Origin of the sequence: Brucella sp. NBRC 12950, from assembly GCF_030268145.1 — a bacterium.
Taxonomy (GTDB): Bacteria; Pseudomonadota; Alphaproteobacteria; order Rhizobiales; family Rhizobiaceae; genus Brucella.
The window spans coordinates 60,098-77,032 of the sequence record NZ_BSQC01000018.1; the positions used below are offsets into that span (position 1 = coordinate 60,098).

Consider the following 16,935-nt stretch of genomic DNA (forward strand, 5'->3'; position numbering starts at 1 on the left):
CGAACGGATGTGATGCAATCGAAGTCCGCTTGGTGCAGTCATTACGATACTCGACGAGTGCCTACCATTTGACCTGGAACCGAACACTTCCACCGGCAACGTAGTTGTCTGCAAAGCTGCTGAGACTACCCTCATATCGGGCCTCGCCAGACACAGAATATTTATCGTTCCCCCAAGTATAACTACCACCGACGCCCAAGCCTCCCCACCATCGGTCGGTTTCACGCGTAAATTCAACACCCGACACAGTGGCTTTGGAGGCTGCGACAAAACCGTAATAGAGATTACCTATCCCGTAGATCTGCACTGTGCGCTCTTGGCCCCGTTGATCACGCCAAGCGAGATCACGTTCCAGAGCGACACCAAGACGTCCACCTAAACCTCGATCAGGCTGAAATGAGACAACGGCTCCGAACGGGTCTGTGAAGTCATTGGAATGAACCGCCGAATAGATAAGTTGGCCTTGCGGCGTCAGTGACCAACTATTGCCCGTCTCATATTTCCAACCAGTTTCGATACTTAGACTATATCCAGCCGCTCGGTTCCCTTCGACGAGCCGCCGCCTTAGCGTAACCGAATCCAAGTCACTGCGATAAAGACTTGCTTGCCCGACGGCATCAAAATAAAGGCCGTTACTACCGTACCAAGTCAACGTCCCGCCAATGCCATAGCCTGCAGATTCAATTGAACCGTCGCCGAATGTCGATGCGACATCCGAGGAGCCCGTTAAGTATTGCATATAGATGCCACCAATTAGTAGCCCACGGGTATTCTCGATGAGCAGGCCTTCCACACCCGCCTGAAATCTAACTCCATCCACATCGTATAGAGCGTGACTGGTTGACGTGGCGGAACCGAACTTCCCGTGTGCGGCTTCGATCCTTCCCCAGATACCGTTGGATTCGCTAATTCTGCTGCCATGCGTTTGTTGAATGTCGGATAGGTTCTGCGCCCATATGCGATTGCCTGCGCGTTGTTTTAGCGTGCCTAATTTATTCAACTGCTGCAGTGTGCTGGTGTAGGTTTCAAAAAGAGCAACACCTGGCTGGTAAAGAGGCGTTTGTGGGCCAACAGGCTGCGCTGGCGTCTCGGGATCCGTAGGACCCGTCGGCCCTGCAGGAGACAACGATATCGAACGTAGGTACCAGCTGCCATCCGTTGCATTAGAAAGACTACCCTTATAGAGCCGATATCCATATGCACCCGCCACTACGGCCTGTTCCCCGTTAAGAACATAATCGCCCGCAAGCGAAAATTTGCCATTAGATGCACCTTTTATATCGACAATCTTGATGCCGTCGACTGTAAGGCCTCCATGCCCTCCGCGATTAGTAACGACAACCGTGGTATTTCCCGCCGTGCCACCTACGACAACTAGACGGCTTGATGTCGACATGTCATCACCGAGCTTACTTGATATTTCCAGCTGCCCATCGTTGCTGACGTAGTCACCAATTACTGTGAGCGTACCAAACCCGTCAATACCAGGAGAAATAGTGCCCGCATTGGTTGTTGTGCCGACTGCACCGGTACCTTCAAGCCTGCCAGCAGCGCCAATGGTCAATGTGCTAGCCAAGCCGTCCGCTATCGCCAGAATACCGCCAACAACATTCGTGTCTCCTAAGTAAGCGCTGTTATCGCCTGTTAGCTTAAGCCGGCCGGCTCCCGCCTTGGTCAAGGCAGCTGCACCTGAGAGTGTGCCGTTAAGAGTGAGCGTGGTATTTCCGTCAGCATGGATGGTGCCTATTTCCGAAATCACCACCGACCGGTCGGTGCTCATATCTGCTGTCGTGTTCAAGATACCACCCGAAAAGATCAGATCACCAGTCGCCGCACCGAGGTTCTTATCGGACGATATACTCAGTGTACCGGCACTCAGTACTGTTCCTCCAGCGTAGGTGTTGTCGCCATTGAGTTTAAGTCGCCCGCCCCCTTCTTTCCTAAACCCACCCACACCGGTGATTTCACCGTTGAACGTAAGTGTCGTACCATCTTCGGTAACCACAGTTCCATCGGTCGACAAAACCGCCGAACGGTCGGTGCTAAAGTCTGCTTTCGTCTGCAAGATGCCACCTGAAAAGATCAGATCACCAGTCGCCGCACCGAGGTTCATATCAGACGAAACGCTGACGGTACCGTCTCTCAGTACAGTTCCTCCACCGTAGCTGTTGTCGCCATTGAGTTCGAGCTTCCCGCCGCCCTCTTTCGTCAGTGCACCCGTTCCAGACATTTCACCATTGAAAGCAAGTTGAGTACCATCGCCGGTAAATATAGTTCCATCCGACGACAGCAGCGCCAAACGGTCGGTGCTAAAGTCTGCAGTCGTCTGCAATGTGCCACCTGAAAAGATCAGATGACTATTCGGTGCACCGAGGTTCTTATCAGACGAAACACTTACAGTACCGTCTCTGAGTACAGTTCCTCCACTGTAGCTGTTGTCGCCATTTATTTCTAGCTTACCACGGCCCTGTTTCGTCAGTGCACCCGTTCCAGAAATTTCACCGTTGAACGTCAGCTTGGTATCATCATCAGTCAGCACAGTCCCATCAGACGACAAGACTATAGGCCGTTCACTGTCAATGTCAGCTGTTGTATGCAGTGTGCCACCCTCAAAGGTTAGCCCACCGCTAGCGCCGAGGTTTTTATCGGAAGAGACGATAAGCGTACCGCCAGCCAAAATGGTACCACCCGTATAGCTGTTATCGCGCAGAAGCGCGAGTGTGCCAAGGTCGGTCTTCACCAGCTGGGTATCGCCTGCTAGTTCGACATCAATCGAGGCGGTCATATTTTCACCCGCAGATGTCCCGTCACCGACACGAATGGTCGATTGTGGACCGGTTAGCGTAAGTCGGTCCCCCGCGATGCGATAGCCGTCAGATGCAAACTGCAGGCCCGCTGCGGTGACGATGCCATCACTATCGTCCACGCTCACCGTTCCACCCACGCCGGCAAAGATCGCAAATGTGCCATCATTATAGGTTGTATTTATATTGCCCGAGGATTCCGTCCAGTTTAAGCTCCCCGCGCGCTGCCAAGTCCCCTCGCCTCCATCCACGACGCCATTAAATTTCGGTCCCGCATCGCCATCCCAATAACTAAAATCAGTCCCACCCGCGATCAAATTGATTTGCCCCTGCACTGACGTTTGGATCAAACCAGACCCATTGGGCAGGTTGCCAATGCTTAAGCCATTATCTGTAAGGATACCTGTATAGTCGATTACGCGATAAATACCGGGTCCATAGTTGCCACCCGCAGCCTCGTACACATCCAATGTGCCGTCGAGCGTCAGATTGCCGTTAACGACAATACGATCGTTAAGCGCCGTTCCCGGAGTACCGGCTTGCCCCAGTGCTAGCGATAGAAATGATCCGCTGTGAAGCAAAAGATTACCGTTGATCGTCAAGACCCCTGCGTCGCCATTCGGATCCCCGGGGCTAACACCACCAAATACATCAACATCACCGCCAATCGTTCCCCGCCCGCCTATCTTCGCCCCCGACTGAACCGTAGTCAGTCCATTTGCCTGAGACTGATCTCCGTTTACATAGAGGCTTCCGGCCTTGATTGTCGTTGTACCTTTATAACTGTTGGCTCCAGTCAGAACAGTCGCACCTGAACCGTTGTGAATAATGGAACCTGCGCCAGATACCTTAGCAGAGAAAGTGTAATTCACGTCGTTATGGTTAAAGTTGATGCGGTTACCCGAAACAGCCATCGTAACTGACGCGGTGTCTAATAGACCTGAACCGACTGAAGTGCTTCCTTCAGCGCTTCCGATATTGAGCAAAGCATTTCCTGGTCCCATCGCAAGCACGCCGTTCCCAGTCTTAATAGTGCCGCCATTGGCGATTGTAACCGTTCCACTATTGCCGCTGTCAGCTGCATTGGTGATTTGAAAGGTACCTGTGGTTTCGAACTTGGATCCTGTCCCCGTTACCAAAAGGGAAGCGGATGGCGCATTCAAGCCGACACCAATAAAGCCTATTGTCGCCGCCTGCGCTGTGATCCGACCTCCATCGCTGACCGTGACGGATCCACGCCGAAGTAGAAGCTGTTGGGAAACAATCCACTGCGAATTCTGACCCGCAACAGTGACGAAGCCGTTCCCGCTCGTGAATTGACCACCGACCAGGGGGCTAGCCCCCGATGAGACAAGCTTTCCGCCGTCCCGTACGTTAACAGTCGCATTTCCAAAGCGACCCATAATTGCTTGGCCTGAATTGATGACCTGAGAGCCACCACCGGTTACATTGAGGAATCCACTGCTACCATTCGCAGAGGCCATATCCAAATTGACCAAGGTGACGCTGCCTGCGTTGTCTACTGTAAGAGTGCCAGAACCTGCAGCACCGATTTGGTTGAGAGTTGCACCTGTCGAAACTAAGCTTGATCCGGCTGAATCGACCTGGAGTACCCCCCCGTTGCGCAAGGTGAGCACCGAGGTGCCAACTATTTTTCCCCCGTCTGTCAGTACAAGCTTGCCCTTGTCCACAACAGTTGCGCCGCCGTACGCATTCAAGCCACTCATTGAAAGCACACCTGAACCTGCATGGGTTACCGCTCCGGTTCCAGAAATCACACCTGCATAGGTCAGAGCGTCGGATCGGTTGAACAAGAGGGCCCCGTTGTTGATGATGTTACCAGCAATACTACCCGCGACACCGCCGTTGCCCAATTGTAACGTTCCCGCGGCAATCGTTGTTCCGCCGCTGTGGGTAGCATCTCCCGTCAAGACTAAACCCCCGCCACCCCGTTTTGTGAGGCTGCCCGCACCTTCGACTGGACCAGACACGTTGAAAGTAGTGCCGGTGTCAACGGTTATTGTTCCGTCCCCAACTAAAGACAAGGTTCTTATTGAAGAGAGATTGGCTGTGGTATTGAGTGTTCCACCTTGGAAAGCTAAGCCGCCGGCGACGTCTCCAAGATTGCTATCAGACGAGATTCTGACTGTGCCGCCTTCGATGAGAGTGCCGCCGCTGTAACTGTTCGTCCCCTTCAAAACTAGAATGCCGGCATCTGTTTTGACGAGTTGTGCATTTCCCGAAAGCACCGAGTTAATGGTCGCGATCACTGCCGCGCCCCCGGCCGTACCGTCTCCCACTAAAATAGTCGATGCTGATTGGCCAAGCGTGAGCTCGCCGCCAGTTATCACATATCCGTCAACGTTGAATGCTGCCCCACCGATTGTGACTGGACTTCCCACCGTAACAGTTCCGGCAATCCCAGCGAAAATCGAACGATCAAGTGATGTATTGTCCCAAATCGAATAAGGCCCACTAACACCATCTCCGCTATCGCTCCAGAATATATCAGTCTGGTTCCATGAACCAGAACCGCCGCCGCCTGGCACAACGCCGTTGGGATCCCAATATCTGTCCGCTGCAAATGAAGCTCCCATATAAGGCAGGATAAACTGCAGCAAATTCAGGAGTGTGACCGCTATTATAAAAGGGGCCCTCTTTGCAAGAAAGCCAAAGCTTACAACCTGGACCGACCATTGGGCGGCACGACTACAGCGACGAGCTGGCAGTATTTTAGGAGTTTTATATTTTCTAGACGAACGAACCCGAAATGCCGGTGTATCGGTGCCCCTCATGCCATCCTCGCCTTCTATCGCCCAATCAGGCCGCAATGTCCTTATCAGAGGGATTTTCGTCGACAATCGTACCGCGGGCGGGATTAATTCCAGAAGTCTTTTCGACTGTTCCTGGAACGGTCCCTCCGACAAAGGTCACGGCGCATAACAGCTGCGTTAAGCTCTTAAAATATCGACCGAAAGCACCGAACTAACGGTCTTCCCCCAAAAATTTCACCTAAAATTCAGCAGTCTAAAATTGATCCAGCCGAGTTATCGGTATAGGCACGAGAAATTCGCGAACAGAAAGGCTTACCCCGAAACTCTGGAGATTTAACAGGAGGCTACCCTGCTCAAAGCTATCTGACAACCTGTCAGAAATACCAGGTACCTCCCACTTCCAAATGGTCCCGTGCTGGCGAGGACACATCGACCCTAATTCTGAACCAAGAAATCCCCTTGCGTCGACCTAACAGCTCTGCTTGTATGAGTGCATTAGACCGCACAAGGTTTAAAAATAGAATTTGATGTATTCCATTATGATAGACTACTCAAAAAAATACTAATTTGTTAGCGTTGGCCACGAAAACGTATGGTGGTCCCAACCAGCCTTTTTGCTATCGATACAGTATAAAGGGCACCGTTAACACACATGTCGAGGTCAGTATTGCCGCTTGGGCACTTTGACAGCTGGTCGATTTGAAATGTTAAGGCGGCTACCCAAGACCGTTATGATGTACTCAAAGCGCAAACGCAAGGAAATGGACCGCGCCATCGGATTTAACTTATTCTGGACTTATGAAACTGGGAGGAGCGTATGGAAGATGTATTGCTCGCATTAGTTGACCGAGAGTTAGACAGCAGAGCCGCGAGAAATGCCGCAAGGGCTTCTACGAGTGCAATGGAAATACTGATCCAACATCCCGGTAGTAGCTTACCGATTGTGGGCGCGGAACAGCAGATACCGGTCCGTCCCAGTGTTTTACGAACAAGTTTCCGTGGTTATGTTCAGCATTACGATCCAAGCTTATTTGCTACAAGTCCCGCGCAGTTCCTCAGGCAGCCTTCGGTCGAGGAACAAGAAGTTATAGAAACTATGGCTAGAGCCGAACCAGGGCCAAGTCGCCTTGACACATCGGCAGGGCTAAACCTTCCCTTAGTCCGTTCATCGTCTCCCGAACCGGAGTTCCGAAACTTGCTAAGCGCATGGGTTCCGTCGAGGAGAAACTCACCATATCGCCGAAATAATATGAAAATCCTGTTTGAATCGGCGAGCAGAGCAATAGAAAACAAGGCTGGTTCCGGCCCCGGCCATCAATACCCAAACGAACGCATATATAGCCGGCAGTGGAACACTGAGGTCACAGCACTTTTGGCAAGACGTGCCAAGGTTCTGATCTACGGTGAAGTAACTGGCAGTAATTACACTTCGCTTCTCGCGCTGAACCGAGAAGATTTAATCGCCTATTTTCACGGCAACGTTCAGAGAACTGATCACTTGTTGGACTGGTGGCAAAAGCAATGAGCCTTGTCCCATAAGTTTCCGCCGACTTGATGGCGAGGTTGAACTGGGAATTTACGACAGGCTGTGAGGGCACACAGATCTTAGAATCCGCATATCCCTGCGCGCCTGAATATGAATGACGACTTTCCAATTTGATCGTAATCAAGGGTGATATTCTTTGGGATTTTCTTTGTTTGAATTTGGTGCTTCAATTGATTAGGAGGTTCCGAAATTGCAAAACAAACACCAGCCGTCCGACCAGAAAATACTGTCAATGCCGCTGTGCGCAGATTCCCACGCAGCAATTACCGATAAATTACAGGATTTAGTTTCGTTGCAATAGGTTATCTGTATCAGTCGGTTGAATTTAGACCAATTCGCCCTTGGCCTGGCGCCAGGACACTGAGGTTTTTGGCGATTATCGACAGCGCTTTGGCGCAAATGGATATTTCCCTGTTGAACTAGCAGTACGGCTGAGCAGTACGCCTGCCGCTGAAACATTCGTGGAGCGCACATGGCACTGCGACCTATGTCGGTGTTGCGAGCTAGTTAGTTACAAACAGTAATAGCCGAATTGTAGGGAGCATCATGTTCATTCATCAAAAGTGTTTTACGACCGCCCAAGACAATCATTGTGGATACAAAAAAACCACCTCTAACAGTGTCTTGTTCAAGGTCTTCATCCTGTTATTCAATGTTATGGTTAGTAGTACCGCGAATGCGCAACAGCCCGGCATTGACAATTTCGTTTGGCAATCATCTTCAAATGACGCAACGGGCCAAAGTATTACGCCTTTCAATCCAATCAGCACATATGGAGGTCTAATCCGTTATTTTGTACCGGGTGCAGCGCAAGTGACTGTTCGAATAGCGACAAGCCCTGTGCAATTGGATATTACCCCTCTGATTAGCCAGGCTGGAAGTGCGTGGAGCAATGAGTTAGCGGCGCAAGGCGTATCGATGCGTATCGGATCGGGATCCGCCACCGCGCATAATGTGGATATGCAGCTCATCGACAGATCAACTGCAGTTGGACAACTAATGTTTCCCTCCCCCACCATGATGGCGGTCACATACACACCAGGCAGCTCTGCCTTGTCGGCCATTAACACACGGTTATCTCAGCGTGGTTTGGCTCCGATTACTGGCGGCATTTACTTTGCATCGGAACTCTCACTATCAAGCGGCGCTTGGAACAGATTAACCGAGAGCCTACGAAATGATCTTTCCCAGGAGGAGAAACTCAAACTGATCTACTATGCCACAATCATGCACGAAGTCGGCCATCTGTTGGGCCATGATCATCCCTTAATCGCAGGTCTATCGCGTACGCGGATAGAATTGGACGACAACGCCTACAACTCCACCGGACGCCGGTTCGTTTATCGCATACCGGAAGAAAACCGGAGCTCTGCCCCCCTTATGGATAGCCTGTTATCGGACTACTTTGAAAACAGGGCGCGGACCCTAGGCCGGCCCGTCGAAAGCACCAATGATATTGTCCCCGCACCAACCGAAGTAATAGCGATCAATACGATTTGTTTGCCAAGCTCAGGATCCACCTTCATTGCTAGGCATTCTCGCCACTGGTCGAAAACCTGCCCAGCCTTCTCATTGGACAAAATATTGCCGTCTGATGCTGGCCGAGGTCTGAATGCTGCGCTTTACAAAATTCTTTTTTGAGGCTCTTCAATTGTTTGAAATTATCGACCTAGACATCCATGCTGACGATGCATGAAAACCCTCTTTTCTTCAAATCGAATTTATCTCGTCTTTCGTCGATAGAATTTTTCCATTTATATCCAATTTATCGGAGAACGAAATGAAAAGGAATATCCTAACTGCGCTTCTTACAGCGTCTGTGGCTGTAACCTTCATCACAAGCGCTGCGCGGTCTGAACCAAAGTTCGAATGTCCATCGGATTCACAGACCGCCACATTTTACATCAATGGCGTTGGATTTAGCACTGACCACTATCAACCAAGGATTCACTTCAGAGGCCAAGATAAAGACAATTGGGCTTATTTAGCTTACGAGCAAGGTGTAAACACAGAATATGGAAAAGCTATCTTAGCAGTTGCACTTACGGCCTATTCAACGAACGCCCTAGTAAGAATTTCTTGCAGCGCTGCAAGCGTTAGTACCCTGTGGATTTCTGACTCGGGCGGCAAATCTCCAGACTAAAGGGTCAATGTGAAAAGAGCACTGTCTGAAAGCCCACCATAGGTCATTGCCTGGTTTTGTGAGGGACGGGAACTTGGTAAAATCCATGTCCCGTCTAAACTCTAAGACCTCAGCTATGCTTGCAATGACGAAAAGGCAGAGGCTGTACTCACAGCACTCCTTGCAGCGCACACTTTTCGCTCCGCTTCATACTGAGATCTACGTAATGGCCGTGTAATCTGGTAATTTGACCCATCTCGGGTTCGTCCTCCATCTTGCGACGTAGATACTCCGAGGGTGAAAGCGAGAATTCTTGCTGGAAGTTTCTTGCAAATTGGCCCACATTCGAAAAACCGTACTTGAAGGCGATCTCCTTTATAAGGAGGTTTCTGTCCCCTTTCTGACGGTTTAATTCCCGTTGTGCGAGCTGCAATCTCTTCTTTCTGATCAAACTCGCCGCACCGCCATCAGCTTCCAAAAGTCTGTAAAGGTGTGACCGCGATACTGAAAACCGATCAAGTAATCGATCTACGCTTAGATTTGGATCGTTAATGTTGGCATTGACAAAATCGAGCACTTGTTTCCTGAGCTGCTGAGATGGAGCGCTCTGAATGTTGTGGTGATCGTTTTTCATTGCGGCCGCAAGAAGATTCAACAGGGCGTCACCACAGGCAACACCTTCATTGAAGGACAGACTGCCCGCTTCGCGATACGAACTACGGAAAAGCTCTGCAATCAAAATCCCGAGGGCGGTGTCCGATCGGATGACCGTGCCGTTCAAGTCCGATTTGCCACATGCATATTCCAATTCGTCCTTTTCAAGCATCAATGTAAGTGTCGCAGTATCATGGCTGCATCCCGCATCGAAAGCGGCTGTCACTGACCCAATATGCACATCTCCGGGATAAAGGCGGATTTCTCGGCCCTCAAATGATCCGAAGCAAAAGCCTCGGACGCACAGCTGGACGTAGTAATAGTCAAAGCTACTTCGCTTGATCCATTGCCTGGTTCTTATACAAAGATGCTTTCCGAACGATGCGAACATGATCAATCTCTCAGCTAATAAAAGCGAGTGGATTGTTCCATCGATCGGAGATGCATCTCCGTCCTGAGATTCTTGAGCCTCATAGAGCGGCGAAACGGCCTCGCGCCAGCTTTCCGTACGTTCTTTCACCGGAAGATGCCTGTTGGTGACAAAGAAACCCTTGGTCTGTTCACCTGATGATTGACTCATTTTGCAGCTCCAATCTGAGGCCATAATAACAGGGAGATCAATTTGCTAACTCAGTTATTTCCTAACGTCACCAGCACAATGGGACGGGAGAACAGCTGTTTGGGCACTCATTCCTTTACGATCGCGTTGACGTTCCCGGACCAGTCGACATTGCTACCACCCCTCGTATCTCCGCCATTTGAGCGTCGGAATGGTTTAGATCAGGCCGAGGGCAATCAGACTAATCATATTACACGGCCGGCAACCTGATCTCCACCAAAGCCGTCCGCATTTCCCGCAGAAAGGAGGCCGAACCTACCCAATATCCGAAACACTGTTATATTTTCCGATGTCTTTGTCAAAGCGTTATGGAGAGATCATGTTTCCACCCGCTCCGATTATCGTCCACTCGATTGGCGCACTAAAGAGAAGTGGATTGCGAGTCCGAGCACAACGACGCCAAGTTAAATTTCATTCCTGTCGGATCAAAGGAATCTTTGTACAACCGCATTATTGAGAGCCAACTAATTGCCTCCTAGATCTATAGGATTACTGAAAGGCGGGTTTGGTGCTAACCTATCCTCAAGAGGATATAAACATATGGTGAAAAGTAATTTTGGTTCCATAGCAGAGAGCCCAATCCCTTATCGCAAGCGGGCTTGTTCGGCGAGCGAGGTGGGCTGCAGGAAGACAAGAATTTCCACTCATTCGCCCAAAAGCCGTAACCGAGTAGTCGCAAGGTAGCTCGTGTATTCTTTCCCGCGTTAAGTTACGAAATCACAATGCGAGACCGCCAATGGACAGTCCCATAATTTCTCATCGAAGGATCATCTTAATCGTGGCCACGTAATCGATGAATCAGTGGAATTTTCAAGCGATTTTGTTCCAAACACAGCCAATTGGAATTTGAGTTTTTACGTATTTGTAATATACGAATTTACCTTTCTGCACAAAAGAAAATCGACGACCTCTAATTGTATGTTTATGGAATTTTATAGAATAAGCAATACTTATTGCCGTAGTTTTATATACTTCTATTTTCCACAACTTCATTGCTACACGATATAATAATAAATTGATTACTGTATTAGTCATATATATTTCGAAATATACAGACAAATAGATAGTTATGATAACTGTTGTTAAATCCCCATGGAGACCTAGGTCGTGTCTAACCACATACCCAATCCTGGTCCGGGGCGCTTCCTCCGGTCTCTTTCCTGTTGCATGGCCTTGTTCTTGTCCGCATGCGTTGTCAAACCACTCTATGCCGTCGACTCAGGCGCAGGCAAGACGATAGGTCGAGCGGCGCGACCAGACCTCAGCACCAAGTTGGCGGCGATCAAAATTGATGAAGTCAGCGACATCTTCGCCGTGCAAGTCCGTAATCGCCTAATTTTCCTATTGGGACGCGGAGCAGGTGAAGCGCGTAGCGCGGCTTACAGGCTTCAACTGAACCTCAAAACATCCGAACTTGCTTCAGTGGCGCAGAATATTGGAGACAAGACGGATAAGATCGGAAGAGCCTCTTTGGGCATCGCCAATGCTACTTCCAATTTTGAAGTTTTTGATAAGGATGGAAAGATCTTATTTGCACACTCCCGATCGGTATCTGCATCGTTTGATCGCCATCGTCAGGAATTTGCAACTGTTAGCGCTCAAAGGAATGCCATGCTCCGCGCCGCCGACGAACTCGCGGAGCAAATATATCTTGACCTCGCACAGACACTTGGAAATCAAACAGGGTAGCGAGCTCGCTTCTCTGCGCAGCACCATTGCTCTAGGATGATTTGACAAAACTCACTGAAAGACAGAGAATTTTCGGTAGGGTTCTTCTATACGAGCCCTAATATAGTAAAGTGACTCGTTCACCCGATCAGATCGCCATCGAACTCTGGGCTAAGTTGAGAAGATCGGTTATATTCAAAGACGCACCAGCGTGATGCTGTGCCGGAATGTATAGCGCCGGAGTAGGTCTGCCGGCGGTACGCTACACAATAGGCCTATTATGGGTTCGGGTTCGGGAGACACGGCTCCTCATCATGCTTCATCGCACACTTTAATGAGAGCATCGGCAGTAGGTTCTTTTAAACCGGAAAGAGATATCGCTATGGAAGAGCAGTTGCTTGCTTTAGTTGATCGGGAGTTAGATAGCAGAGCTGCGAGAAATGCCGCGATGGGCGGCGCAAGTACGGTCGAAAGGGTGCGCGGATATTCGGGAAACGTGCTCCCAATTATTGGCGCAGTAGATCTGCAACCCGCTGACCGCACTGTTCTGCGCACGAATATTCGTGGATTTTCCGATCGATTTGATTCTGAACCCTTTCCCACGCAATCCGCCCCTTCTGTTCGCGGGTTCTCTGTTGATCCGCTCCCTGGAGGACGTATAGGCCAAGATGAGCTTCAAGCCGGGCCGAGCGGATATTCTGAACCCACAGTAGGCAAGCCCGGTGGGGCCGGTGTGGGTGGACCTGAGCCACAGTTTCGAAATTTACTCAGTGAGTGGGTTCCATCGAAAAGATATACACCCTACCAAAAAAACCGTTTGAAAAGTCTTTTCGAGACTGCACGTGGTGCAATAGAAAAAAAATGCGGCGTTGGATTTGGCGGGCAGCACTATTATGAAGATATGTATAATGAGTTTTGGAACAGGGAAGTCAAAACCCTTTTGTCGAGGCGCGCAAAAGTCCTAATTTATGGAGAACGCACCGGAAACGATTATCGTCACCTACTGGAAATGAACAGGCAACATCTCATAGAGTACTTTCACGGAGATGTTCAGCGAACCGACGCGTTGTTATCCTGGTGGCAAACACAGTAATTTTATCAAGCTCCGCGACAATGGCCAGGATCTGCTACAGTGCGCAAGCATCATACGCACTGTAAGTTTCATCAATTCGCCGCCTGGGGCGCCTCCTCAGCGGTATATGTTCCGTCGCCCGAGAGCTTCGACTAGGGCGAGCGATACGCAAAATATTGTACGCCCAGCGAAATATTTCCGTATTCTATTTATACGAATTCAAAATTGATATAAGTATGAGAGAATATTCAAAAGTGTTAACAAGTAATTGTGGATTCCTTGCTCGTTATTTTCCTTTAGTCTTCGATAATTGACAGATTAGCGATTGAAGGAAGTAATCAATGCATGATGTCTGTTTTGTCAAGAACTTATCATCGTCGACAATTGATATTATTAGATACGTGTATAAAGACGAGCTTTTCGATGAAAAGAAAGCCGTAAAATTTACTCCACTCTCGAATAATCGTGGGGCAATGGAGGGTGAATTTATCCCAACAGAACAATGCTCCTACACGAATAAGCCGTCGAAAATATTTAACGCTCTAACGTCCGGCATATTGTTGAACCAGCTCTGCTTCGTTTACCTTCTGGAGAGCGGGATTATTGTTCCGTCAGAAAAAATAGGTTCAACAGGGCGAATACTGTTAACCAACATCTCGATCGATTGCCGGGGAATTATAAGCAGTAAGTCTGAGCGCGATTACTCATTTCAAATCTTAATTGACAGAAATGCGAAGCGAGATACCGGAAAGATAGAGCTATCCCTTTCCAAAGGACGTTTCTTAATCCGCTCGGATATTATCATTGCAAGCAAAGACATTCACTAAGCTCACCAGATAATGATGCTGCCAGAGCATGCCATTTCGATCGAAGCGCCGATACTTGCCGGCTGCCATACCAAAGTTGGCATGATCGGTCGATCCGTTAACTTAGCTATTTCATGCAGGACGAGCGCATCGTTCATGATCAATTCGCTACTCGGGCTTTGCTACTACGCATAACCGGGCACTGCCTTTGGCTTTGGCGACGCATGCATGCCATCAGCTAAACCAATGAAAGGACTACTAAGGCGTCACGTCGAAGTCGAACCATTTTGCTGACAGACGCTTTATGACGCCACGATCTCGTGCAGAATGAATGGCGTTGTTGAACATGTTTAAAAGTTCCGGATCCGTCTTTCTCAGACCGACCCCTACCCCACCGCCAAGCAATCCGCCCAGAAAATACGGCCCGGTCATAGTGAGTTTCTCATAGCCAGGCAACTTTGAGGTTGCATTCAAGAATGCACGGGAGTTGACAACCAAATCTACCCGACCCGTACTGAGATCAAGCAACTCCTCCTCACCTGATCGATACTCCCGCACTTCTGCGACGTCTTTGAAGTACTCCTTTACAAGCGCGTCATCAATCGTTCCCTTGACAATCCCAACGGTTGCGCCAGAAATTGCGTCTCGAAGCTCGGCTAAACCGGCTTGCGATATCGATCTGTTCTGGGCTAGCTGAAGCGCCTCACCGGTTAACGGGAGTTTTTCGTAACGCCCTCCCTTCATTACCGCAAAGACTTGAGGGGTCAGACTATATGGGGTCGAGAAATCGATTACTTCGCGGCGCTTCGATGTGGCAGTGAGACCCGCCATAATGGCATCAAACTTTCCCGCCAATAGGCCAGGGATCAACCCTTCAAACGGCTGTGCAACGAAGGTACATTCCACACTCATCTGTTTGCATAGATATGCTCCAAGTTCCACCTCATATCCGTCGAGTGTTCCGTCCGCTCGGGTAAAATTATAGGGCCGCAGGTAGCCTTCTGTCGCAATGACTAACTTGCGCTCGCCCGACGCATAGGCCATGCCAATGAACGAGAAAATGCCGGAAAGGCCTAGAATAAGACAAAGTGGAAATCTATTCATAAAAATCACCTCAGTGGATTGCTTAAATTCAAAAGTGTTTAAGAACGGCGCAACGATACGCTATAGGGCGCTCTGACCGAGTTCACAAATGTCTGTCCACTTTAATAGCTATCATATGCGTTTTCTGCATTGCCTATAGTGTCGAAATGCGCCGCACTCCACCGCTGCTGCGAGAACAATAGCAAAGCAAAGGAAAATCCCTAAAAAGTCATTGATACGAAGCGCCTCGGCTATCAAACAACATCGTCAAAATGAGCAGGAGAGTGGAGAGGAGAGCCGCAGCCAAGGCGCTATCGATAAGTGGTAACTCGAGCATGCTTAAAATGGCCACAGACAGGCCACCAGTCATCGGCTGCAAGAAGCCCAAAAGTGCGGAAGCCTTCACGCGTAGCGCCTCGGGCACATTTAATGCGTCCGCTGAGCCCGGCACTCCTATAAACCCATATGCGCCATTGAAGAGACCGATACCGACAATCGCAGCGTAAATTCCTAAGAAATAATTTAGCCCTATTGTAGTCACTCCCATAACCATGAGAGACAAGCCGATTCTTGATAGAATACAGCTCGAGTAGGAGGGAGCGAGACATCCGCCCACGATTAAACAGAGCGCTACGAATGCGTTATCCAACGACAGGATCAATCCGCCGACAATTTGATGCAGGTTTGCTTGGTGTTCAACAATGAAAGGCAAGCGCGCCACCAGGACACTAAACCCAATCTGGTATGCGACAACTCGCAGTACTGGTCGGAGGAAAACCGGCATCCCAAAGAGCGCTTGCCAATCGGTCTTGGGCGAACGCGCTCTCGGCACATCCCTTCTCACCCAATGTCTACGGTCGATGGAAACGACGTAGCAGCCGACAGTTACCACCGGAATTGCAAGAAAGAGAAGTGCCAGGCGCCACCCATATGCGAATGCAAAAGCGCTGATTAGAAATGGGATAGCAATCTGCGTGATCTCAACCAGTGCGAGCACCCATCCAATAACCCTCTTGTATCGGTTTGGATCGGTTAACTGATGCAATGCAACCCTGGTGGCATTCGAACCAACACTATTGGCCGCGAACATTGACGAGAAAAATACAATAAATACAGCGAGGTTATGTGTACAAGCTATCACCGTTGCGGCACATCCAATATAAAGACAGGAAATGGCACAGCTCCGGTACAGTCCGAATGCGGCGATGAGCAGCGGAGAAATCAGCTGTGAACAAGCAAAAATGGCATAACAGCAGCCGATAATGGATTGAAAACGAGCCGGGGTTAGGCCACCGCTGATCGCCATCGATGGAAACAGCGGCGCAAGTTCGTCGAATAAAAGGGCAACTGCTCGTGACACAGCCGCTGAAACCAAGTTTCCGTCTTTCAAAACGAAAAATCGATACATGCGCTTACATCATATGACCGAAGCCAATTCTTTGGCCATATCGCTTGCCTCACTCCGATTTCTACAGGCTGCCAGCCACCCGCTCAATAGGCAGCGATGTTCAGGATATTTTTCCGAGAGATAATTCTCGGCAGCGTCCCAATCCTTATTTTCCAGCCAACCTTGCAACGTTCTTAGCTCCATATATGTCAGTGGAAACTCTACATGAAGTTCAACAAATGAATCCTTGTTCGGGGTCGCAAAATCACAAGTCATATTAAAGTTTAGAACTCCGCTTCCCATAGCGTCTCCTCAAGTATTACCTATCCCTTTTTATACTGAGAAGCTTAGGTTCAACATCCACTGACCTCTAGTCCAATTTAGCGCAAGCAATATATTA

At 49.5% G+C, this 16,935-nt stretch carries 9 protein-coding genes and 2 pseudogenes; 4 read left to right on the forward strand and 7 right to left on the reverse strand.

Annotation, left to right across the window (positions count from 1 at the left end):
* Window positions 1-61: 61 nt before the first annotated feature.
* The 3 genes and pseudogenes from QSJ70_RS27795 to QSJ70_RS27805 form a co-directional block, all read right to left on the reverse strand.
* Window positions 62-2,785, reverse strand: coding sequence for an autotransporter family protein (locus tag QSJ70_RS27795; RefSeq protein ID WP_502871719.1), 2,724 nt, complete (start codon window positions 2,783-2,785; stop codon window positions 62-64).
* 6 nt (window positions 2,786-2,791) lie between these two features.
* Window positions 2,792-3,733: pseudogene (locus QSJ70_RS27800) on the reverse strand (autotransporter-associated beta strand repeat-containing protein); the annotation flags it as partial.
* A 435-nt stretch (window positions 3,734-4,168) separates the two neighbouring features.
* Window positions 4,169-5,599 (reverse strand): annotated as a pseudogene (locus tag QSJ70_RS27805) (autotransporter-associated beta strand repeat-containing protein); the annotation flags it as partial.
* A gap of 796 nt (window positions 5,600-6,395) precedes the next feature.
* Here QSJ70_RS27805 and QSJ70_RS23930 point away from each other — a divergent pair.
* On the forward strand, window positions 6,396-7,103 hold the full coding sequence (locus QSJ70_RS23930; RefSeq protein ID WP_285540280.1) for a hypothetical protein: 708 nt from the start codon (window positions 6,396-6,398) through the stop codon (window positions 7,101-7,103).
* Window positions 7,104-7,670: 567 nt separating this feature from the next.
* On the forward strand, window positions 7,671-8,765 hold the full coding sequence (locus QSJ70_RS23935; protein WP_285540282.1) for a hypothetical protein: 1,095 nt from the start codon (window positions 7,671-7,673) through the stop codon (window positions 8,763-8,765).
* A gap of 650 nt (window positions 8,766-9,415) precedes the next feature.
* On the opposite strand, the gene QSJ70_RS23940 is transcribed toward QSJ70_RS23935, so the two are convergent.
* Window positions 9,416-10,480, reverse strand: a complete 1,065-nt coding sequence (locus QSJ70_RS23940) for an AraC family transcriptional regulator (RefSeq protein ID WP_285540284.1) — start codon at window positions 10,478-10,480, stop codon at window positions 9,416-9,418.
* Window positions 10,481-11,686: 1,206 nt separating this feature from the next.
* Between QSJ70_RS23940 and lptE the strand changes: the two genes are divergently transcribed.
* Both lptE and QSJ70_RS23950 read left to right on the forward strand, forming a co-directional pair.
* The gene (gene lptE / locus QSJ70_RS23945; protein ID WP_502871720.1) at window positions 11,687-12,208 is read left to right on the forward strand and encodes an LPS assembly lipoprotein LptE; all 522 of its coding nucleotides are present in this window, start codon (window positions 11,687-11,689) and stop codon (window positions 12,206-12,208) included.
* Window positions 12,209-12,569: 361 nt separating this feature from the next.
* On the forward strand, window positions 12,570-13,280 hold the full coding sequence (locus tag QSJ70_RS23950) for a hypothetical protein (RefSeq protein WP_285540288.1): 711 nt from the start codon (window positions 12,570-12,572) through the stop codon (window positions 13,278-13,280).
* Window positions 13,281-14,323: 1,043 nt separating this feature from the next.
* On the opposite strand, the gene QSJ70_RS23955 is transcribed toward QSJ70_RS23950, so the two are convergent.
* From QSJ70_RS23955 to QSJ70_RS23965, 3 genes are all read right to left on the reverse strand, one after another.
* Entirely contained in the window at window positions 14,324-15,169 is an 846-nt protein-coding gene (locus tag QSJ70_RS23955; protein WP_285540290.1) for a transporter substrate-binding domain-containing protein, read from the reverse strand.
* Window positions 15,170-15,377: 208 nt separating this feature from the next.
* A complete protein-coding gene (locus QSJ70_RS23960; protein WP_285540292.1) occupies window positions 15,378-16,556 on the reverse strand; it encodes an MFS transporter in 1,179 nt (392 codons plus the stop codon).
* 9 nt (window positions 16,557-16,565) lie between these two features.
* On the reverse strand, window positions 16,566-16,838 hold the full coding sequence (locus QSJ70_RS23965) for a hypothetical protein (protein ID WP_215779209.1): 273 nt from the start codon (window positions 16,836-16,838) through the stop codon (window positions 16,566-16,568).
* Between the last annotated feature and the right edge of the window lie 97 nt (window positions 16,839-16,935).

Coding starts and splice junctions, on each gene's coding strand:
- lptE (WP_502871720.1), top strand. CDS start 11,687: ATGGCCTTGTTCTTGTCCGCATGCGTTGTCAAACCACTCTATGCCGTC.
- QSJ70_RS23950 (WP_285540288.1), top strand. CDS start 12,570: ATGGAAGAGCAGTTGCTTGCTTTAGTTGATCGGGAGTTAGATAGCAGA.
- QSJ70_RS23960 (WP_285540292.1), bottom strand. CDS start 16,556: ATGTATCGATTTTTCGTTTTGAAAGACGGAAACTTGGTTTCAGCGGCT.
- QSJ70_RS27795 (WP_502871719.1), bottom strand. CDS start 2,785: ATGACCGCCTCGATTGATGTCGAACTAGCAGGCGATACCCAGCTGGTG.
- QSJ70_RS23955 (WP_285540290.1), bottom strand. CDS start 15,169: ATGAATAGATTTCCACTTTGTCTTATTCTAGGCCTTTCCGGCATTTTC.
- QSJ70_RS23930 (WP_285540280.1), top strand. CDS start 6,396: ATGGAAGATGTATTGCTCGCATTAGTTGACCGAGAGTTAGACAGCAGA.
- QSJ70_RS23965 (WP_215779209.1), bottom strand. CDS start 16,838: ATGGGAAGCGGAGTTCTAAACTTTAATATGACTTGTGATTTTGCGACC.
- QSJ70_RS23935 (WP_285540282.1), top strand. CDS start 7,671: ATGTTCATTCATCAAAAGTGTTTTACGACCGCCCAAGACAATCATTGT.
- QSJ70_RS23940 (WP_285540284.1), bottom strand. CDS start 10,480: ATGAGTCAATCATCAGGTGAACAGACCAAGGGTTTCTTTGTCACCAAC.